Genomic DNA, 20,198 nt, shown 5'->3' with positions numbered 1-20,198 from the left:
CTTCGACGTCGCGACCAGGTCTCCAGCCTTCCTTTCAACTGTAACCCTCAGGATTGACCGTGACCGACCGCAGTGCAACAGCGACGATCAAAGGCTACTTCTACCAGTTCAATCAGACGATTGTGCAATTGCTCGAGGCGACCGCGCAAGGAATCATTACGGTCGAGGGAATCGAAGACATCGATCTAGACGATGGAGATATGAGCGCCTTTGTACAGTGCAAGTACTACGAAGGCACCGAGTACAACCACTCTGTTATTAAGGATGCGGTCATCCACATGCTGCGGCATTTTCATGCCGCGGGCTGCCCCATCTACCAAATGTCCAAATACCGACTGCACGGTCATTATCGCGGCGGTCAGCACAAACTAGCCCTCCCGCTGACGGTCGAGTTCCTCAAAGAGCATTTCCTGACCTACACGAAGGACAAGAAGGCCCACCGAGTGCACGAAGAACTGTGCATTACTGATGTACAGCTTGACGCATTTCGTGAGTTGCTGGAAATCGAGGTGAACGCGCTTTCCTACGATGCTCAACGGGCCAAGGTGCTGAAGCTATTGGTCTCCGAGATCCCCGAGTGTTCGAGCGATGATGCGCTGAGCTTCTTTTACCCTGTGGCGATTAATGTCGTTCAGGGACTAGCTATTGAAGCTGACGAGGCCAAGCGAAAGATCACGAAGGGTCAATTCCTCCAGGCGATCAACCGCAAGGAGGTGGTTTTCAATGCCTGGCTGCGAGAGCATCTGGGGAATGAGTATTTCGCGCGGATGATCCGCCGCAAGTACTTTTACTTTGGCAGAACAAAGATGCCAAAGGCCGCAAGATTCTTCGTGGTCGACATGACAGATGAGTTCGATGTGGACAGGGCTACTCGCATGGTTGTTCGAGTCGGCCAGTTCTTCTCGCACAAAGAGCTCCAACGAACCCCTGCGGGCGATCGATTTTGCCCCTACTTACTGTTGCGAGGAGTGACAGCGGAACAGTTGATCGAGCTCAAGGCCAGCCTGTGGGCGCAGGGCGTAGCCTTCAATGACGGCTATCCCTTCCAAGGTGCCGATTTCTCGCCCGACATGTTGGCCGCGGCCCCCGCCAAGGAAAACCTTTGGACCCTTAAGTTTGTCCCCGATGAGCGCCAGCTTGGACCAACTATCAAGGCATGCGCAGGATCGGTCGTCGAGGTCTACGATTTCTACAAGGCCACACCGCTCGACGTCACCCTCGTGCCAAAGGCGAGAGGTCTACATTCAATTAAGAGTAACAGTGCATATCTGCTTCAGGAGGTCATGCAGGCATGAGCGATTATCAAGACATCAAGGCTGAAGTGATCGCGGTCTTTCCGGATAAGGTCAAGATCTCCGTCGGCGACATTTCAGAGTTTTCCAACGACAAGAGTCTCAAAGTTGGTTCGTATCTGCGCATTACGGATAGCGAGGACTGCGCGCTCATCGCCATTATTGAGAACTTCTGCATTGAGGTAACTGACAAGTCCGAGCGTCGTCACATCATTGAGGCGCTGCCGCTCGGCATTATCGCCAACGGAAAGTTCGTCCGCGGCGGAGACACACTGACCATTCCACCCACCGGTGTAATGCCGGCGACGGATGATGACATCAAGAAAATCTTCGAGGATTCGATCGAGCCGGCCAAGAAGTTCGCCTTCAGTGCCTTGGTGTCCAACGACAAGATAACCGTGCCGGTGGACGGGGACCGATTCTTCAACAAACATCTGGCCGTGGTGGGCTCCACTGGGGCCGGAAAATCCCACACGATTGCCAAGATCATTCAGAAGGCGGTCAGCGCGAAAAATGGAGAGTACGCGCTGAACAACTCGCATGTCGTCATATTTGACATCCACTCTGAATACCGAACGGCGTTTCCAGATGCGAACTTTCTCGATGCCAGCACGTTGACCTTGCCCTACTGGCTGCTCAACAGTGAGGAGTTGGAAGAGGTGCTTCTAGACACGGGCGAGCGCGACAACTATAACCAGTCGTCCGTGTTCCGTCAGTTGGTGACTGAGAACAAGAAACGCCACAACACTGGCGCAAGAAACGTCTTTTACGACAGCCCACTAAAGTTCAACATCCACGAGGTGTTGAATGCTCTGTACAACATCAAGAGCGAGACCGTGAACTCGAAGAACGAGGCACGGTATATGGTTGTGGACGGTAGCTACGCGTTGCTGGCTGACGGCAAGACCGACAGTAGCCACGGCCTTATGCTCACCGCAGACCAGCGACTGGACCTGTACTTTGCTAAACGGCTCGAGTTTTATCCGACGAAGGCCCAGAGCATCACCGCGGGAAGTTACGCTGACAAGTCGCTGGACAAGTTCTTCACCCGCTTTGAAGCAAAAGTGGGGCAGGACCGCCTTGAGTTTCTCTTCGGCAAGTCCGCGGACACTGCCACGCTTGAGGGAACTCTTAAGAGCCTGATCGGCTACGGGAACAAAAAATCCAACGTCACAATCGTTGACCTAAGTGGAGTTCCGTTCGAGGTTCTCAGCATCACCGTTTCGCTGATCTCTCGGATCCTGTTCGAGTATGGGTATCACTACAAGGTTATGCGGACTGCGGCGAAGGAGAAAATCAACACCGACGCACCGCTCCTATTAGTGTATGAGGAGGCTCATAAGTACGTGCCCAACAGCGACCTGATGCGTTTTCGTGCTTCCAAGTTCTCAATCGAGCGCATCGCCAAGGAAGGTCGCAAGTACGGCGTGACGCTTCTCCTTTCGAGTCAGCGGCCGTCCGAGATTTCCGAGACAATCTTTTCCCAGTGCAGTAACTTCCTGGCAATGCGCCTGACCAATCCCAGTGACCAAAGCTACGTTGCGCGCCTTCTGCCCGACACGCTCGGCAACCTGTGCGACAAACTCCCAACCTTGGGTGCCGGGGAGGCGCTGCTGATTGGTGAATCTGTGGTGATGCCGTCGTTGATCAAGGTTCAGCCTTGCGACCCACCGCCGTCATCGACCGACATCCCCTACTACCAGCTGTGGAAGGAAGAGTGGAAGGAACTCAACTTTGAGGAAATCAGGAAGGCTTGGCTCAAGGAATAGTGGAAAGCCTTCGAGCTTCCCATGTGGGGAGATTTGCTGATAGGCGAATGTCAGGATCTTTCAACATTCGATCTATTCGCTTTGGGGCAGCAATGCTTCATGAGGCGGACAGAGCGGCGAGTAACAGGAAAGATCAGCTATCGACGCACGGCAGGCCTTGGGCCCTGACACGCGAATGGCCGCTCTGGGTCGAAAGCGGACGGCCACCGAGGTCTGCAACCAGCCTGGAGCGGTCATTCATATACCGGGCGTAAGTACCAACACGCAGCCGAACTGCTGCATGGAGTGAGGCACATTATTGAAGCATCGGAGGCTTACGGAGTAGGCTGCGCACCCCCTCCGCCGAGGCTGCAAATCAACTTCCCGCTGTCACAGCCCACGACGTTACGGGAATGACTGCCGCCGCATCCAGCGCACCCGCTGTACTGTGGGATGGTTGGACTTCAACGGCGGTCGATATGGACGACCTTTGGGTCCAATGGACGGGGCGCTACCGGCGGAGCCGGCAGCGATACCACCAGGTTAGCCCTGCCCACACTAGTGCCCAAACGCCCAGGATCGCAGCGATGAAGGGCCAGAAAATGAAGGTGGAGACGTCGTCCCAGCCGGGCGCGGTACGCTTGAGACCGATGGGAGTGCTGATTTCCAGTTCGATCTGCTCGCCCAAAAGCGTCGGCCCGATTTCTTGCACCGTGAAGGTAAGCGACGAAGTCCCCTTCGCCAGCTTTGGAAAGGACGGCACGGTCTCGGGCAGGACACCATCTATATGACTTTCAGGCCAGAGCTTGCGATAGAAATGCGTCGAGCTGGCGCTGCTGCGCGCAGCAGCGACCATCACTACGTCTAGTCCCCTACCATCGCGTACACGAATCCGCACCGGCTCTCCAGGGTCGGCGTAGCCCGGCGCCGCACCAGGCGCCCCCAAACGCGTTGTAGATTCTCCCAATTCGGGCCGCTTTCTGCCCATTGGTCCGCCGAAACGCGCCTCCATCCATAGTGGCGCCTCGCGGATTCGGTATACCTCGGCGTGCGCCGTTTGCCCTGGCGTAAGGGCAATCGGCGTCAGCGTCGCATCCGCGGATGGTACATACCGCAGCATGCCCACCGCGAACCACGTCATGGCAGCCAACCAAAGCGCCCAACCCAGCACCAGAGACATCTTGCCTAACTTGCGCCACATATCGTGTCGTCCCGAGTTTTCCAGCATCGGAGCGTACCCGATTTCGAGCGGGCGATTGGAAGTCATGCAGGCTCATCCACGCATCAATATCGCCACGAACGCCAGACTCCGGCAAGGAGGATTGCCGTACAAGCTAAAGACAGCTACGCCTTCATGTCGGCGATGCGATAATCCCGCCTTCGGCGCAGCGATCGCGGATGATTCGTTCACTCGTCGTTGAATAGGCCTTCAATATCGATAACTAGAAAGGAAACGTCGCCTTGCCGCACGCTTTTCGATTTCTCTCGGCGCCGGCCTTGCGCCTCGCGTTACCCGCCTTGACGCTGCTTGCCGCTGCGCATTGCGAGACGAGCTATGCCGATACTCAGGCCGAGGTTGGCGCTAACTCAACGGCGCCCAAGCCAGCGCTGCGCAAGCTGAACCCCGCTCCTGCGCACGCGTATGAAGTACGGCTGATCCTTGACAATGCATCGGACCTCGCGAGTGCAGCCGACGGCAAATCGGCATTTAGCGTGGTAGAAGGTACCGCACAGTTCGACGCCAGCAACGCGCCCCGCTGCGCTGCATCGAACGCCGTATCTGGTCACGTGCCGACAATATCCAGCCACGAACCATTCCGCATGGTCCGCATATCGCCTACCGAATACGTGGGCATCGTATATGCCGACATGCTGCTTGACGAAGACTATTACGGAAGGGGGGTATGTCATTGGAAATTGGCCGAAGCACGTGTCGCATTGCGCGCGCGGCAGGATGCTGCTGACACGCGCTTCGTGGCCGGATTGCCGGCTCAAAAGGTGTTCGCTGGCGGAACACAGGCACGCTATTTTTGGAAGGGGTATTACCCCCGTTTCGAGCAGGGGAAACACACCGACTTTGGGCGTGACAAAATGGACCGCGTTCCGGCCGATAAGCGTGGGGAGTTCTTGACCGTGATCCTGACGGCCAAGAGAATCGCGAGCGACGTGCAAGTCAGGTGAGTAATAAGCTTGCTGCAAGCACGGCCCGTTTTAGGCGACGGGCGTATGGAAAGCGAACAGGCTGGTCTGCCTGTTCCAGCTTTACTCCATGCCGGAAAAAAAGGCGCACTGCCCCGGAAACCCAGGTCGTGCGTCACATGCCTTCAAGCATCCCGCCTTTCCCCCTGGAAACTTAGCCGCAACCGACATACCAAACCCATAAGTCGGCGTAGTCACATCAAACCGGCTCTCGCAAACTTTCTTCGCACTATAAGCAAACGTCATCCCCTCGCGCCGCCCGTTGACCGCGAACGACACCTGGAAGCTGTTCATACTGCTCCACCCTGCCCTAGGCAAAACCACGAACCGGTATTGCGTCGCATCCAGGCGCTCACCAAAGATCTTCAATTGCGCGGACGTGGTCCGCGTCGTAGGCGACGGATACGGCAAGGCCAGCAACGTCCGCGGATCCCCTACCACGCCCAAGTCGAAACCCACGCCCTTCTGATAGAACGGAACCTCGATACTGGGATAGCCGGAATATTCCACTCGCTTCACCGTCGACCCGTACTCCAGCGTACGAGGCTCGTAGTCCGGTGCCCGTGCGAACGTCACGTCCAGCGACATCACCACGTCCGCCGGATTGGCGTCTTCGGTGCGGACATGTTTTTCATACACGTCGGCGTTGCTTGCGCAGCCCGCAAGGGCCACCACGAGCGAGAGGGCCAGCCAACGCAACCCACTGACCGCGGAAATCGGCGTCATCTCATTGCTCCTTTCGCGGTTGAACCGGCAACAGCACTGGCTTCAACCCCTGCCCACTAAATTGCCAGCCGCCCTTCCCTTCTTGCCATCGAAAATTACGGTTGATCCATTCCGCCTTCAGGTTGTCGTAGAGCCGCCGCTGGTCGATATGCTTACCTTCGTCGAGCGCCTTGCGCGCACGTGCGGCGCTTTGGTCCCACGCCGATTTGAAAGCATCGCGCTGCATTGCCTTGGTGAATGGGACGCTGGCGTACGGACCTTCGTCCGCGACGCTCAGGCGAATCTCGTTGTCGAGCAGCACGGCGCCGTGGCGATTGTCTGGCGACACCGACACCAGTAGCGGGGTCGACTGCAGGCGCTCCTTGGGTTGCAGATGTTCAAACCACAGCACCTTTCCCGTCGACGTCACGAGCGCCCGCGAACCGGCAGTGAACAGCAGCAAGTCCTGACGTCCGGGCTGCGCCAGACCCAGGTCCGGGTCGCGCGCATCTACAGAGGGACTCAGCACTCGCGCGAGCGGCGTGTCGTTCTGCACCGCGATCAGGATGGTGCCCACGCCCATGAAATCGTTCGAGACCGCCAGGAGGATCGGCCGGCCGCCCTGGGTTGGACCCAGCGCCCTGACATGCGCGAACTTGTACGCGTTCAGAGGCCGGTATGGCTTGCCGCGGAATGTGAGCTGGTGGAGGGTCGAAGCCGGCTCGCCTACCAATTCGAAATCGCCGCCGAGCGGCTGCAAGGTGTTCGGGGAGGAATCAGCGACCGTTGCTGGCATCGCCTGCGCGTGCGCGACCATCGGCAGCATCATGAATAGCGACAGCCATAGCGCGACGGTCGTGCATATCCGCGCAATGCGCGGATCCGGTGGAACAGTTTTCTTAGGAGGCAGCAAAACGGCATCGGCGGCGGCGCCGCCTATGAAAGTGGTGCCGGCATTCTAGGTCAATCGCACTATTCGCAGCAGGATCGCCGCCCGATGCCCCCGGATCACTTTCACCCATTCCGATGTGGCAAGGCGTGCGAATCGGCTGGACGCGCTGCGATACGACGTACCCATCCCGGAACAGGCAACGCTAGGCGATTTGCCTGTTGGCGCTCCCACGTGACATATCAGCGCCCGCGCGACATATCAGCGTGCGCGACATATCAGCGTGCGCGACATATCAGCGTGCGCGACATATCAGCGTGCGCAACATAACAGCGTCCGCGCAAAATATTAGCCCCCGCGCACAATATCAGCGCCCTCGCAATATCAGCTCCCGCGCGACACATCACTCCCCGCGCGCTGCAGAAACCCCACGCCCAACTCCTTCAAATCAACCACCCCCAACAGCCCCATATTGCGCCGCACTTCTTCGTTGATAAGTGCGATCGCGTGCGCCACGCCGCGTTGACCGGCCACCGTCGCGGCATAGTTGAACGGACGGCCGACGAACACGCAGCGCGCGCCCAGGGCCATCGCCTTCAACACGTCCGTGCCTCGACGCACGCCGCTGTCCAGCATCACTTCCATGGAACCCGCGGCATCCACGATGGCGGGCAAGGCGTGCAGGGGCGACACACTACCGTCCAGTTGGCGCCCGCCGTGGTTGGAGACGATGATCGCGTCCATGCCCATAGCGCGCGCGGCGCGCGCGTCGTCCGGATGAAGAATTCCCTTCAGCACCATGTGCCCTTTCCAGCGACGGCGGATGGCCGATACATGCTGCCAGTTCAGGTGGCCTCGGTCGGAGAAGTCCCGCAGGACGCTGGACGACATGATGGGCGCGCCGCGTGTGGCGTAGTTGTTCTCGAAGTGCGGCATGCCGTGGCGCGCAAGCGTTCGCAGGAACGTGCCGAACAGCCATCGCGGGTGCGTCACGCCCTGCCAGGCGAGGCCCAGACTAGGCCGTAGGGGGGTGGAGAAGCCGGCCCGCACATTGTTCTCGCGGTTGGCGGCGACGGGCGTGTCTACCGTGAGCACCAGCGTGTTGACGCCGGCGGCAGCCACGCGGTCGATCAGCGCGGCGATCTGCGCTTCGTCGCCGGGAAGGTATGCCTGAAACCACGTGTCCGGCGCCGCTTCCATCACGGTCTCCAGGCGGATGAGCGACGAGCCGCTCATGATGCAGGGCACGCCGGCCTCGGCTGCCGCGCGCGCCAGGACGACATCGCCGCGGTAGCTGGAGATCGCCGAAATGCCCATCGGGGCAACGCCCACGGGCGCCGCATAGTCGCGGCCGAGCACCGTGCACCGCGTGCTGCGCGCGGACACGTCCACCAGCACCTTCGGCCGGAAGGCAAATTCCGCAAACGCGTCGCGATTGGCGCGTTCCGATTGGCCGTCTTCGACAGCGCCCGACACATAGGCGTAGATGGGTGCGGGCAGAAGCGCTTTGGCTGCGGGTTCGAAGTCGTGCAGGCTGAGCATGCGGCGCAGGGGATCGGACATGTCTGGCTCCTCCGGCGGCCACTGCGGGGAGTGGCCGTCTATTGTTTTTTCGATATCGCCGGGGACTATAGGCGCGCGTGCCGTTTGAATAAAGTGACTTTATCGAGCGCCTTTCATACACTTTTGTTCACTCTCGATGTCGACCTGCCTACCGCCCCCCCATGACGCTAAAGCAACTTGAGGCCTTCTACTGGGCCGCCACGTGCAAGAATTTTGCGATCGCCGCGAATCGTCTCAATATTTCGGTTTCGTCATTGTCCAAGCGCATTGGCGAACTGGAATCGTCAATCGGCGCTGAGCTCTTCAGCCGCAGCGCGCGCAGCGCGACGTTGACAGCGCTGGGCGAACAACTGGTCCCGCACGCCAAGGATCTGCTGCGCAACGCCGACCAGTTCATGCAGCAGGCCAGCAACAACCTCAGCTACTCGGGCCGCTGCCGGTTTGGCGCGGGCGAACTGACGTCGCTGACCTGGATGGCCAAGCTGATCGAAGTCATCCAGCAGGCCCACCCCAACCTGCTCGTCGAGCCATTCGTGGGCGTCGGCGAATTGGTCGAGCGCGGTCTGGAGGAAGGCGAACTGGACTTCGCCGTGATTGCGGGCCCTTCGTCCCGCCCCGCCATCGCGTCCCGCGTTATCGGCAGCGCGCAATTCGAATGGGTCGCTGCGCCAAGCGCCGTGACGAATCCCGCCGCGGTCACCCCGGCCGACCTGCCAGGCCTGACGCTGATCACGCTCCCGCAAAGCTCGGGCGCCATCCGCATTCTCGACGACTGGCTCACCGAGCAGCGCGTGTCGCCCGGCCGCAACCAGTGTTGCAATGGCTGGGGCGGCATTGCAGCCATGTTGCAGCAAGGCCTGGGCGTGGGCTTCCTGCCATCAGCGTGGGCCGGCATCCTGATCGAAAGGGGCCACTTGCGACCCCTGCCTGCATTTCCGCCGTTGCGCCCCCTCACCTACACCTTCCAATGGCGCCGTGACGATACCCGGCCGATGCTTGAAACCCTGCGCGCGCATGCCGAGGCGTGCCTGGATTTCCACGCGCCCACCGGCATGATCTGACCGCGAAGCACGCTGACCCCGCTTGCCACCGTTTCTAAAAAGCGTTGTTTCCGCAGTCAAATTATTCGCTTTATCTCCGGAATATGCGGGCGTAGAGTCGCCACAAACACCCACTCTGGAGACGAGGCGACATGCCGGATTTTGGATTCACCCTGCACGACTGCCCGCCCGGTCCCAGCCGCGAGACGCTCGCGGCTTACCAAGACCTGGCGGTGGCAAACATCAGCGATGCGATGAGCCGCAGCACGGGCACGTCGTCCTTGCGACCCATGCACCGGACGCGCCGGATCCTGGGCCGCGCCTTCACGGTGCGCACCCGGCCTGGCGACAACCTGATGGTGCACAAGGCCATTGATACCGCGCAGCCCGGCGATGTCATCGTGGTTGACGCGGGCGGCGACATGAGCAACGCCATCATCGGCGAAATCATGGTGGGCTGGGCTGCCAAGCGCGGCTTGGGCGGCTTTGTGATTGACGGCGCCATCCGCGACAGCGAAACCATCGGCGAGGGCGATTTTCCCGTCTATGCCCGCGGCGTCGCGCATCGGGGTCCTTACAAGGACGGCCCCGGCGCCATCAACGTGCCCGTTACCGTAGATGGCATGGTCGTGATGCCCGGCGACTTGCTGGTGGGTGACGCCGACGGATTGCTGGCCATCCAGCCTGACGAAGCTCCGGCCATCGCAGAACGCGTCCGCGCCATCGCCCAAGCCGAGGCACAAGTCCTGAAGGACATCGAGCGCGGCACGCTGGATCGCAGCTGGGTCGACGCGGCCCTCAAGTCGCGAGGCGTGCTGTGACGACCGCTACGCCCCGCCACCCGGCACGCCTTTGCAGGCTGGATCTCTGGCTCAATCCGGTGTTCGACGAGATCATCGGCGCCACGCCCGGGATCACATTGTCGGTGCTTCCTGCGACCGGCGACGACGCCCGCACGCTGGCCGGCCTGAAAACCGCCCACGCCTACCACGTGTCCGCGGCCAAGGATGAGCTGCCGCGCCAGTGGTTCGTCAACGCCGAGTTGATCGCGCAATGCCCGGATCTGGTGTGCGTGTCGTCGGGCGGCGCGGGTTACGACACCATCGACGTGTCGGCCTGCACCGCGGCCGGCATCGCGGTCGTGAATCAGGCCGGCGGCAACGCGGAATCCGTGGCCGAACACACGTATGCGCTGCTGCTGGCCGTGCAACGGCGAATTGTCGAATCGCACAACCGCCTGCGCCGGGACACAGGTTTCACGCGCGAAGATCTGATGGGCCATGAAATCCACGGCAGCGTCATCGGTCTGGTGGGCATCGGCAAGATCGGCACCTGCGTCGCCCGTATCGCGCAAGGCTTCGGCCTGCGCGTCATCGCCCACGATCCGTTACTGGATGCCGCGACCATCCGCAGCCGCGGCGCTGAACCCGTCGAGCTGGACGAGCTGCTGGCGCAATCGGACATCGTGTCGCTGCATTGCCCGCTGGACGCATCCACGCGAGGGCTGATCGGCGCGAAAGCCTTTGCAGCGATGAAGCCCGGCGCGGTGTTCGTTTCGACGGCGCGCGGCGGCATCCACGACGAGAACGCATTGCATGACGCGCTGCGTAATGGGCATCTGCGAGGCGCGGGGCTCGACGTCTGGGAACAGGAGCCGCCCGATCGCTCGGCCCCGCTGCTGGCCCTGGACAACGTTGTCGCCACCTTCCACACCGCGGGCGTCACGCACGAGGCGCGCCGCAGCGTCGCCCGCTCATCGGCGACGCAGCTTGCCGCGATGCTGCGCGGCGAGCGGCCGCCGCAACTTGTGAATCCGGAGGTGTGGCCGCTGGCCGCCAAACGTATCGCCACGCTGACATAACAACGCGGCACACGCGCGGGTCCAGATACAAAGGCCGGCGCGGTGACCGCCAGAACCCCTGAGGAGACAACCATGCAACAACAAAACAAGCGCCGCACGCTGCGCACTCTGGCCACCCTGCTCGCGGGCGCCGCAATGTTCTCGGGCGCCGTGCAGGCCGCCGGCTATCCGGACCGACCGATCAACCTGATCGTGTCATACGGACCGGGTGGCGGCACCGATCTGGTGGCCCGGATGATGGCGCCCTACCTGCAGAAGCACCTGGGCGGTGACGCGCGCATCGTCGTGCTGAACCGGCCGGGCGCGGGCGGTGCAATCGGCTTCGCGGAATTGGCGCGCGCGCAGCCGGACGGCTACACCATCGGCTTCATCAACACGCCAAACCTGTTGACGATTCCCATCGAACGCAAGACCGCCTTCACCTGGCAGAGTTTTGACCTGCTGGGCAATCTGATCGATGATCCCGGCGCCTTCACGGTCCTGAACGACAACCCGGTCAAGAACCTTGCGGAATTGTCCGCCTACGCGAAGAAGAATCCGGGCAAGGTTACCGTCGGCACCACGGGCACGGGGTCGGACGACCACCTGGCCATGCTCCGGTTCGAGCGGGCGTCCGGGACGAAGCTCAGCCACATCCCGTACAAGGGCGCAGGCGAGGTGCGCGGTGCGCTGGCAAGCGGCGAGATCACGATCGGCGCCATCAACGTGGGCGAGGCGCTTCAATACCAGAAAGGCGGCACGCCGCTGCGCTTCCTGGGCCAGATGGGCAACACGCGCTCGGCCGCGCTGCCGGACGTGCCCACGTTCAAGGAACAGGGCTTCGATTTTGAACTGGCTTCGCTGCGCGGGTTGGCCGCGCCCAAGGGGTTGCCGGACGACGTGCGCACGAAGCTGGTCACGGCGGTCAAGCGTACGGTCGACGATCCGGAGTTTCAGGCCAAGGCCCGGGAGATGTTCGCGCCGCTGCGTTACTTGCCGCCCGCTGAATATGCGAAAGAGCTTAAGGCGGGCGAAGCGCAGTTCCAGCAGCTTTGGAAAGAAGCGCCCTGGCTCGACAAGTAGCGATGTGTTCCCGGGGCGGCGGCCGATGGCCCGGCCCCGCGGCCATCGGCGTCAACGCATCGCCGCCAGCATCAGATCCAGATTCTGCACCGCCGCACCCGAGGCGCCTTTGCCGAGGTTGTCGAACACGGCCGTCAGCAGCACCTGGCCGTGCTGCGCATTGCCGTAGACGCCCAGGCGAAGATCGTTCGTGCCGTTCAGCGCCTCGGGATTCAGGTTCGTGTGCGCGGCGGCCTCGTCGCGCGGCACTACCTGCACGTGCTTCGTGCCGTCGTAGTGCTGTTGCAGGCATTCGTGCATTTTTTCGGCATCCACACCAGCAGGCAGCAGGCGCAGGTGCAGCGGAATCGTCAAGACGATGCCCTGGCGGAAAGCGCCATAAGACGGCACGAAAACGGGACGCTGCGTGAGGCCGGCGTGCCGTTCGATCTCGGGGGTGTGCTTGTGCCCCAAGCCCAGACCGTAGACCTGAAACGCGGGACCGCGCGGGCCATCCGCGCCTTCATAGGCATCCACACTGGCCCGGCCGCCGCCCGAGTAGCCGGACACCGCGTTGATGACCGCCGGATAGTCGGCGGGCACGAGGCCGGCCTGGACCAACGGCCGCAGCAGCGCAATGGCGCCGGTGGGGTAGCAACCCGGGTTGCTGACCCGCAGCGCGTGGGCGATGCGCTCGGCCTGGCCATCGCTCATTTCCGGAAACCCGTACACCCAGCCCGCATCCGTGCGATGCGCGGAGCTGGCGTCGATGATCCGCACCTTGGGATTGACGACGGACGCGGCTGCCTGGCGCGCGGGATCGTCGGGCAGGCAGAGGATTGCGATGTCGCTGGAATTGATCGCATCAGCGCGGCGCTGCGGGTTCTTGCGGTCGGACTCGGGCAGCGTCAGCAGTTGCAAATCGCTGCGGCCGTTGAGCCGTTCGTGGATCTGCAGACCGGTCGTGCCCTGGTCGCCGTCGATGAAAACAAGTGGTTGGGTCATGATGCTGTCCGGGTGGTTCGGCGTTGCCTGATTCGTTCAGGAATGGCCCTTATCTTCGATCTGCGGGCGAGATAAGAAAAGTCGAATATCATGATCGTTTGGTTCAGGATTTCTGAACTGAGCCGAGATCGGATTCGACCCTGAATCCGCAACCGTATCCGACACCCAGCCCCGGAAACTCTCATGCGCGAAATCAGCCTGGACCGTCTGCGCACCCTGGTCGCCATTGCCGACCTCGGCTCGTTCGCCGACGCCGCGCGCGCCCTGCATCTGGCGCCGCCCACGGTCAGCCTGCACGTATCGGACCTCGAATCCCGCGTCGGCGCCCCGCTCCTCACCCGGAAACGCGGCCAAGTCCGGCCGACGTTAATCGGAGAAACCTTGCTGGAACGTGCGCGCCGCTTGCTCGCGGAGGCAGACCAGGCGCTGGATGACGTGCAGCGGCAAGTGCAAGGGCTGGCGGGCCGCGTGCGGCTTGGGGCGTCAACCGGGGCCATCGCCCACCTGCTGCCGCAGGCGCTGGAAACATTGGGACGCGATCACCCCGGCATCGACGTGCAAGTCGCGGTGCTGACGTCGCAGGAAACCTTGTTGCGGTTGGCCGAAGGCACGCTGGATGTGGGACTGGTCGCGTTGCCCCAACCGCCCATCGACGGCTTGGTGCTGCGCCCGTGGCGCCGCGACCCGGTGATGGCGTTTTTACCTGCGGCCTGGAAAGCGCCAGCGCGCCTTACGCCCGCGTGGCTGGCCGAACGGCCGCTGATTCTGAATGACGCCAGCACGCGGCTGTCGCGCCTGACCGGAGAGTGGTTCGCGGCCGCTGGACTCAACCCTCGCGCGCGCATTCAGTTGAACTACAACGACGCCATCAAGAGTTTGGTGGCTGCAGGTTATGGCGCGACGCTACTGCCGCATGAGGCCACCGCGCCGCAACCCGATCCCCGCGTCATCATGCGGCCGGTGCGGCCCGCGTTGTGGCGTCCACTGGGCATCGCGCATCGTGCTGGGCAAGTGGAAGCCGCCACGCAGCACGTGCTGGACGTGCTGTGGGAACTGCGCGCGTCGGGCGGCAAAGTCGCTGCGGCGACTTAGTCAAACTGGCTTCTGTGCCCGGCGAAAGAACGCCGCCCGTTGGCTTTCCTCGCGCAACCGCCGCGCGCGGGACCGGAACAGATCCTTTCGTCCAACGATGCCCAGAAGGCGGCCGCTATCGCGATCAAGGATAGGCACGCGCCCCGCCCCGGACAACGCCATCCGGTCGGCGATCTGACTGGCCAGTTCATCAGCGTGCCCGTACACCAGCTCGCGCCCATCGAGCGCCTGCGCCAGCGTCCGTTCGTCCGGCGCACCTTGCAGCGCCCACGCCAGGGTGTCGGCACGCGTCACTTCGCCCACCACGACGCCCTGCCCGTCCAGCACCGGATAACTCGTATGCACCGGCTGCGCGGTCGTGAAATGGGCGACGGCCTGCGCCACCGTCATCGTGTCGGGCAACGTCTGCACCGGCGTGGTCATGACGTCGGCAACGCGCAGCAGATCGAACGGATCCACGCGGTATTCGCGGCTGATATGGTGGCCGCGACGCGCGATCTTCTCGGTCAGAATCGACCGCTTGAGCAACAGCACCGTCACGCCATACGCAAACACGCAGGCTGCCAGCACCGGCAGCAGCGCGTGCATGTTGCCGGTCAATTCGACGGCAAACAGGGTGGCGGTAAGCGGCGCGCGCATCGTGCCGCCCATCATCGCCGCCATGCCCACCAGCGCCCAAAAGCCGAGATCGGCCTGCGGCAGCACGGGCGACGCCAGCGCACCGATCGCGCCGCCGAAGATCAGCAGCGGCGCCAGCACGCCGCCGGACGTGCCGGAGCCCAGCGCGATCGACCAGATGGCGACCTTGACCACCAGCAGCACCAGCACGGCCTGAAAAGCCAGATCGCCCGCGAGCATGTGCCGGATGTTGTCATAGCCCACACCAAGCGCGGCGGGCTCGATCAACCCGCCAATGCCGATCGCCAGCCCGCCGATGGCCGGCCACCACATCCAATGGATCGGCAGCTTCTCGAACAGGTCTTCGGCTGCGTACACCAACGAGGTCAGCACGCCTGACCCCAAGCCCGCCAGCACACCCACAGCGGCGCAGGCCACCAGGTGCCACGGCGTGAAGGCCAGCGCGCCGGCATACGAAAAGATCGGGCCGGGCTCCATGATGAAGGCGCGCGTTGCGGCCGCCACCAGCGCCGCCACGGCCACGGGCAGGAAGCTGCGGGGCTTCCATTCGAACAGCAGCAGCTCGACCGCCAGCAGCACGGCGGCGAGCGGCGTGCCGAAGATCGCAGTCATGCCGGCGGCCGCACCCGCAACAAGCAGCGTCTTGCGTTCGCCGTCGTCCAGGTGAATGGTCTGCGCGAGCAGTGAGCCGATCGCGCCGCCGGTCATGATGATCGGTCCTTCGGCGCCAAACGGGCCGCCGGTGCCGATGGACACCGCCGACGACACGGGTTTAAGGACCGCCACCTTCGGCTGGATGCGGCTCTTGCCGATCAGGATGGCTTCCATGGCTTCGGGGATGCCGTGGCCACGGATCTTCTCCGAACCATAGCGCGCCATGAGGCCGATGATGAGGCACCCAATGACCGGAATGAACACGGAACCGAGTCCGAGCCGCCCCGTCGTGATGGGCAGGTCGGCAAACGAAAACAGGCCGTGATAGGCCAGATTGGTGCACAGTGCGATGAGGCGAAGGAGAAGCCAGGCGGCTGCGACACTGGCCAGTCCGACCGGTATGGCAAGGCCCATCAAGAGGACGACGCGACGGTCGGTGGTGAAGTCGCCAAGCCGCAGTCCGGGCTTGGCGGAAGAGGAAATGGGGGGCATGGTCAAGGAAGGGTTGGAAGTATTCGCACGGAGTTTGCGAAAAGTCATATATATCGTAGCACGACATATATTAGAATCGCCGGGTGAACGCCTCCCCGACACCCACTCGCTTGTCTCCCGCCGACTACGAACTGCTCGCGGATTTTCGCTATGCGCTGCGAAAATTCGCGGCGTTCAGCGAAAGCGCGGCCGCGGGCCTGGACCTGATGCCGCAGCAGCATCAGGCGCTTCTCGCTATCAAGGGCACGCGCAAGACCGCGCCCGGACGGCGCGGACTATATGTCGGCGAAATCGCTGACCGACTGCTGATCCGACCGCACACCGCCGCCGAACTGGTAGGCCGTCTGGCGCGGCTGGATCTCGTCAGCCGCGAAGCCGACCCCGAAGACGGACGCCGCGTCGAGGTCGTGCTGACTGCCAAGGCCGAGCGCATGCTCGAAGATCTGTCCGCCTCTCACCTCGAAGAACTGCACGCCATGCGCCCGCTGCTGACGCGGCTGCTGACACGCATGGGCGCCGAAACCGGCAAGGACTGATCCACCCGCTTTTCACTCTCGACTACGTCTGCGCGGCATAAGCTCATGCCGCCAGGAAATAAGCGGCGTGATAAATTGTCGCCCCGCGACATATCAATGCGTCGCGAGGAGAGATTGTCTTGGGTGTTGCATTCAAGCGCTGGCTGGGGTCGTTCGCGCCAGCGCCCGTGGGCGTCAACGGACGCGAAAAACTTTACGGCGCGGTGGGCGCCCTGCTCGGCCTGTTCTGCACCGAGTGGGTGGGACGTCACGCGTTGGGCGCCGACAATCCGTGGTTCATCGCCCCAATGGGCGCGTCGGCCGTGCTGCTGTTTGCAGCACCTGCCAGTCCGCTTGCCCAGCCTTGGTCGCTGATGGCCGGGAACCTGGTGTCTGCCCTGATTGGCGTCTTCTGCGCCCAATTCATTCCTGTCCCTGGTATCGCCGCGGCCGTGGCCGTGGCGCTTGCCATTGGCGCCATGTTTTCGCTGCGCTGCCTGCACCCGCCCAGCGGCGCCGTCGCGCTGACCGCCGTGCTGGGTGGCCCCGCGGTCGCCAAGCTGGGCTACGCCTTCGCCCTGTGGCCCGTTGCGCTGAACTCCGTCATCCTGCTGTGCATTGCCGTGGTTTTTAACGGCGCGCTGAAACGCAACTATCCCCGCCGCCATGCGGAACCGGCTGCCGGCCACAACACGCGCGATCCGATTCCCAGTGCACGACTGGGCTTTTCGCGAACCGACCTGGACGAAGCGCTGAGCCAGCGCGGCGAGCTGCTGGACATCAGCAAGGAAGACCTGGAAGAAATCGTGCTGGCTGCGGAGTTGCGCGCCAGCATCCGCCGTTTTGGCGACGTGCGTTGCGCCGACATCATGTCGCGCGATGTGGTGACCGTGATGGAAAAGGATCCGCTGGACTACGCGGTCCGCCTCTTCGACAAGCACCGCGTGCAGGCCCTGCCCGTGCTGGATTCGGCGGGCCGTTACGCCGGCATGATCGCTCAGGGCGATGTGCTGGCGAGAAAGAGCCGTCTGACCCCGGTCCCCTCGGATACCGAATCCGCGCCCGACCTGCTGGTGGCCGACTGCATGCGCAGCGAAGTGCCATTCGCTACACCCGGCTTGCCGGTGATCGAGCTGGCCCGTCCGATGTCGGACAGCCTGCATTGCGTGCCGGTGCTGGACGAATCGCGCCATCTGCAGGGCCTGGTGACGCAATCGGACCTGGTGGCCGCGTTGTATCAGATGGCAGTGTCCGCGAACTCGCAGCCCGCGGGCGGCGCCGGCCCGCACAAGCTGGCCGCCTGACCCTCCGTAGCCCTACGGATTCCGGTGCGCATTTGCCGCAAGGCATAATTGCCGGCGTGAATCCCCTCTCGCGCACGCGCGCTTTCATCTGCTGGCTGGTCCTGTTCTTTCTGGGCGCAATCTGGATCGCGCGGCAGGAGTACGTGGACCAGTACGAGCGCTTCTTCCAGAGCACCAGCATCGCCCAGCGCATGCTGAGCCAGAAGACGGTGCAGCATGAAGCCGTCCTGGCCACGCTTGCCGCGTTGTCGCATCCACCCGCTCCCGAACGTCTCTTCCCCAGCCTGCAGCCCGCCATGCCGCAGTTGCTGGGGCTTGGCCATCTGCCGGGCGGCGTCTGGGCGGGCAGCCTGCCCGCGCCGGCTGGCCTGCAACAAGCAGTGGAGCGCGCGCGGCAACTGGGTCGCCCCGTCACGATTGCCGTCGACGACGCGCGCTATTGGCTGGTATCGCCTTCCGGGTGGAGCCTACTGATCGACGCGCGGCAGCTCGTGCCGGCCGCCGACTTTCCTCCGGGCCTGGGCAACCTGACCCTGACGGTGGATCGCACCCCGCTACCACTGCTGGACAAGCAACCCAACGATGCGCTGCCCGGCTGGACGCTGGCGCTGCAAAAGCCGCTGGGCGCGGCCAGCCAGCCGTTTCAGATGCGCAGCACCCGCACGTTGACGCCCGGATTCTGGCCGTGGACCGCGTGGCTGGCCTGGGCCGTGGCCAGCGGCTTGCTGGTGGCCGGCGCCGCCGCCTGGCATCGCTCGCGCGCAGAAGCGCGCCGGCAGCAGGAACAGGTGCGTCTGGCGGCCATGGCGCGCCTGAGCACGCTGGGCGAAATGGCCGCCGGCATCGCGCACGAGCTCAACCAGCCGCTGACCGCCATCCTGGCGCAAACCCGCGCCGCTGCACGCCTGCTGGATGACGAGGACGAGCGCCCGGTCGTGCGCCACGCGCTGCTTGCCAGCGCCGAACAAGCCAAGCGCGCCGCCGACATCATCAGCCGCATGCGCGCGCTGGTGCAGCCCAGTTCGCCCGCGCGGCGCGAAGCCATCGACCCCGACGCGCTGGTGGCCTCACTGCGCTTTCTGCGCGAGCCGGAGCTTGCAAGACAAGGCATCCGCCTGACCTGGACCAACGCCAGTCCCGGCGCGCGGCCGCTGGGCGATCGCGTGGCCCTTGAACAGATCCTGCACAACCTGGTGCAGAACGCGGCGGATGCGCTGGACGGCGCCTCGGGCACACGCCAGATTGCATTGGAAGGCCGCGTGGCCGACGGCAGCTACCAGTTCAGCGTCAGCGATACCGGCCCGGGCATTGCCGCGGACGCCATGCCGCGCCTTTTCGCACCGTTCTTCACGACCCGCGATCAGGGCATGGGCCTGGGCTTGGCGCTGTGCGATACGCTGGCCGGTTCCATGGACGGCCGCATCGCCGCGCGCAACCTCAGCCCCGCTGGCGCCTGTTTTACCGTCAGCCTGCCGCAGGCTGGAGCCGCCGCATGAATCCCAACGATCATTCCCCGCTGGTCTATCTGGTGGATGACGACGACGCGGTCCGCGACGGTCTTGGGCTGCTGCTGCGCAGCGTCGGCCTGCGCAGCGCGGGCTTTGCGGACCCGATAGCGTTTCTTGCCGCGCTGGCGCAGCCGGTGATCGGCTGCGTGGTGCTGGACATCCGCATGCCGGGCATCAGCGGACTGGACGTGCTGGCGCAGCTTGCCGAACGGTCTGACCTGCCCGTCGTCATGCTGACCGGCCACGCCAACGTAGACCTCTGCCGCCGCGCGTTCAAGGGCGGCGCCATGGAATTCCTGCAAAAGCCGGTCGACGACGACGTATTTCTGGATGCGGTCCAGGCGGCCGTGCGCACGCACATCGCCAGCCGCGAACGTTTGGCCGTCACGCAGGCGGCGGCGGACCGCCTGGCGCGTCTGTCGGGACGCGAGCACGAGGTGCTGGAACGCATCGTGCGTGGCATGAGCAACAAGGAGATCGCGCGCGAGTTCGACCTGTCGCCACGCACGGTCGAGACCTACCGCGCCAACGTCTTCGCCAAGCTGGAAGCCGAGTCGCTGGCGCAACTGATCCGCCAATACGCGACGCTGCTCGATTGAAGCGCCGCCTCCGTAACGCTACGGAGGCGCGCGCGTAGTCGGGCGTATACCG

General features: G+C 63.4%; 18 protein-coding genes. 12 read left to right on the top strand and 6 right to left on the bottom strand.

The features are described 5' to 3' along the window. The first annotated feature begins 59 nt into the window (after positions 1–59). Both AC6CIE_RS05375 and herA read left to right on the top strand, forming a co-directional pair. Positions 60–1,295, top strand: coding sequence for a DUF4297 family anti-phage-associated protein (locus tag AC6CIE_RS05375; protein ID WP_498091531.1), 1,236 nt, complete (start codon positions 60–62; stop codon positions 1,293–1,295). Further along, on the top strand, positions 1,292–3,061 hold the full coding sequence (gene herA, locus AC6CIE_RS05370; RefSeq protein ID WP_498091529.1) for an anti-phage-associated helicase HerA: 1,770 nt from the start codon (positions 1,292–1,294) through the stop codon (positions 3,059–3,061). The genes AC6CIE_RS05375 and herA overlap by 4 nt, the downstream gene beginning before the upstream one ends. Positions 3,062–3,551: 490 nt before the next feature. Here herA and AC6CIE_RS05365 read toward each other — a convergent pair whose 3' ends face one another. Next, positions 3,552–4,307 carry a hypothetical protein gene (locus AC6CIE_RS05365; RefSeq protein ID WP_498091527.1) on the bottom strand — a complete coding sequence of 252 codons (756 nt, stop codon included), beginning with the start codon at positions 4,305–4,307 and terminating at the stop codon, positions 3,552–3,554. A 194-nt stretch (positions 4,308–4,501) separates the two neighbouring features. Between AC6CIE_RS05365 and AC6CIE_RS05360 the strand changes: the two genes are divergently transcribed. After that, positions 4,502–5,221, top strand: coding sequence for a hypothetical protein (locus tag AC6CIE_RS05360; protein ID WP_498091525.1), 720 nt, complete (start codon positions 4,502–4,504; stop codon positions 5,219–5,221). Between the two features lie 81 nt (positions 5,222–5,302). Here AC6CIE_RS05360 and AC6CIE_RS05355 read toward each other — a convergent pair whose 3' ends face one another. From AC6CIE_RS05355 to AC6CIE_RS05345, 3 genes are all read right to left on the bottom strand, one after another. Next, on the bottom strand, positions 5,303–5,965 hold the full coding sequence (locus tag AC6CIE_RS05355; protein ID WP_498091524.1) for a hypothetical protein: 663 nt from the start codon (positions 5,963–5,965) through the stop codon (positions 5,303–5,305). Position 5,966: 1 nt separating this feature from the next. After that, complete coding sequence (locus AC6CIE_RS05350) at positions 5,967–6,773, bottom strand: hypothetical protein (RefSeq protein WP_498091522.1); 807 nt, start codon at positions 6,771–6,773, stop codon at positions 5,967–5,969. A 444-nt stretch (positions 6,774–7,217) separates the two neighbouring features. Beyond that, the gene (locus AC6CIE_RS05345; protein WP_498091520.1) at positions 7,218–8,396 is read right to left on the bottom strand and encodes an alpha-hydroxy acid oxidase; all 1,179 of its coding nucleotides are present in this window, start codon (positions 8,394–8,396) and stop codon (positions 7,218–7,220) included. 161 nt (positions 8,397–8,557) lie between these two features. Here AC6CIE_RS05345 and AC6CIE_RS05340 point away from each other — a divergent pair, with 161 nt between their 5' ends. The 4 genes from AC6CIE_RS05340 to AC6CIE_RS05325 all read left to right on the top strand — a co-directional run bounded on the left by AC6CIE_RS05340 (position 8,558) and on the right by AC6CIE_RS05325 (position 12,359). Beyond that, a complete protein-coding gene (locus AC6CIE_RS05340) occupies positions 8,558–9,457 on the top strand; it encodes a LysR family transcriptional regulator (RefSeq protein WP_175136421.1) in 900 nt (299 codons plus the stop codon). A 131-nt stretch (positions 9,458–9,588) separates the two neighbouring features. After that, positions 9,589–10,257 (top strand): RraA family protein, encoded by a 669-nt coding sequence (locus AC6CIE_RS05335; RefSeq protein ID WP_498091518.1) that lies wholly within the window; start codon positions 9,589–9,591, stop codon positions 10,255–10,257. After that, positions 10,254–11,297 carry a hydroxyacid dehydrogenase gene (locus AC6CIE_RS05330; protein WP_498091516.1) on the top strand — a complete coding sequence of 348 codons (1,044 nt, stop codon included), beginning with the start codon at positions 10,254–10,256 and terminating at the stop codon, positions 11,295–11,297. The genes AC6CIE_RS05335 and AC6CIE_RS05330 overlap by 4 nt, the downstream gene beginning before the upstream one ends. Positions 11,298–11,369: 72 nt before the next feature. Then, positions 11,370–12,359, top strand: a complete 990-nt coding sequence (locus tag AC6CIE_RS05325; RefSeq protein WP_175121417.1) for a Bug family tripartite tricarboxylate transporter substrate binding protein — start codon at positions 11,370–11,372, stop codon at positions 12,357–12,359. Between the two features lie 51 nt (positions 12,360–12,410). On the opposite strand, the gene argC is transcribed toward AC6CIE_RS05325, so the two are convergent. After that, the gene (gene argC / locus AC6CIE_RS05320) at positions 12,411–13,343 is read right to left on the bottom strand and encodes an N-acetyl-gamma-glutamyl-phosphate reductase (RefSeq protein ID WP_498091514.1); all 933 of its coding nucleotides are present in this window, start codon (positions 13,341–13,343) and stop codon (positions 12,411–12,413) included. Positions 13,344–13,526: 183 nt separating this feature from the next. Between argC and AC6CIE_RS05315 the strand changes: the two genes are divergently transcribed. Next, positions 13,527–14,435, top strand: coding sequence for a LysR family transcriptional regulator (locus AC6CIE_RS05315; protein ID WP_498091512.1), 909 nt, complete (start codon positions 13,527–13,529; stop codon positions 14,433–14,435). Here the strand turns inward: AC6CIE_RS05315 and AC6CIE_RS05310 are convergent, their stop codons facing one another. Beyond that, a complete protein-coding gene (locus AC6CIE_RS05310; protein WP_498091510.1) occupies positions 14,436–16,220 on the bottom strand; it encodes a chloride channel protein in 1,785 nt (594 codons plus the stop codon). A gap of 83 nt (positions 16,221–16,303) precedes the next feature. On the opposite strand from AC6CIE_RS05310, the gene AC6CIE_RS05305 reads away from it, so the two are divergent. From AC6CIE_RS05305 to AC6CIE_RS05290, 4 genes are all read left to right on the top strand, one after another. Further along, a complete protein-coding gene (locus tag AC6CIE_RS05305; protein WP_175136414.1) occupies positions 16,304–16,756 on the top strand; it encodes a MarR family winged helix-turn-helix transcriptional regulator in 453 nt (150 codons plus the stop codon). A 119-nt stretch (positions 16,757–16,875) separates the two neighbouring features. Next, positions 16,876–18,039, top strand: a complete 1,164-nt coding sequence (locus AC6CIE_RS05300) for an HPP family protein (RefSeq protein ID WP_498091508.1) — start codon at positions 16,876–16,878, stop codon at positions 18,037–18,039. A gap of 56 nt (positions 18,040–18,095) precedes the next feature. Then, positions 18,096–19,535 carry a sensor histidine kinase gene (locus tag AC6CIE_RS05295; RefSeq protein WP_498091506.1) on the top strand — a complete coding sequence of 480 codons (1,440 nt, stop codon included), beginning with the start codon at positions 18,096–18,098 and terminating at the stop codon, positions 19,533–19,535. Then, on the top strand, positions 19,532–20,146 hold the full coding sequence (locus AC6CIE_RS05290; RefSeq protein ID WP_498091504.1) for a response regulator transcription factor: 615 nt from the start codon (positions 19,532–19,534) through the stop codon (positions 20,144–20,146). Before AC6CIE_RS05295 ends, AC6CIE_RS05290 begins: the two co-directional genes overlap by 4 nt. Positions 20,147–20,198: the final 52 nt, after the last annotated feature.

The sequence above is a fragment of the Achromobacter sp. GQ309 genome, assembly GCF_059759315.1.
The sequence above is the reverse complement of the archived record's forward strand: the minus strand, read 5'-3'. Positions and strand labels throughout refer to the sequence as shown.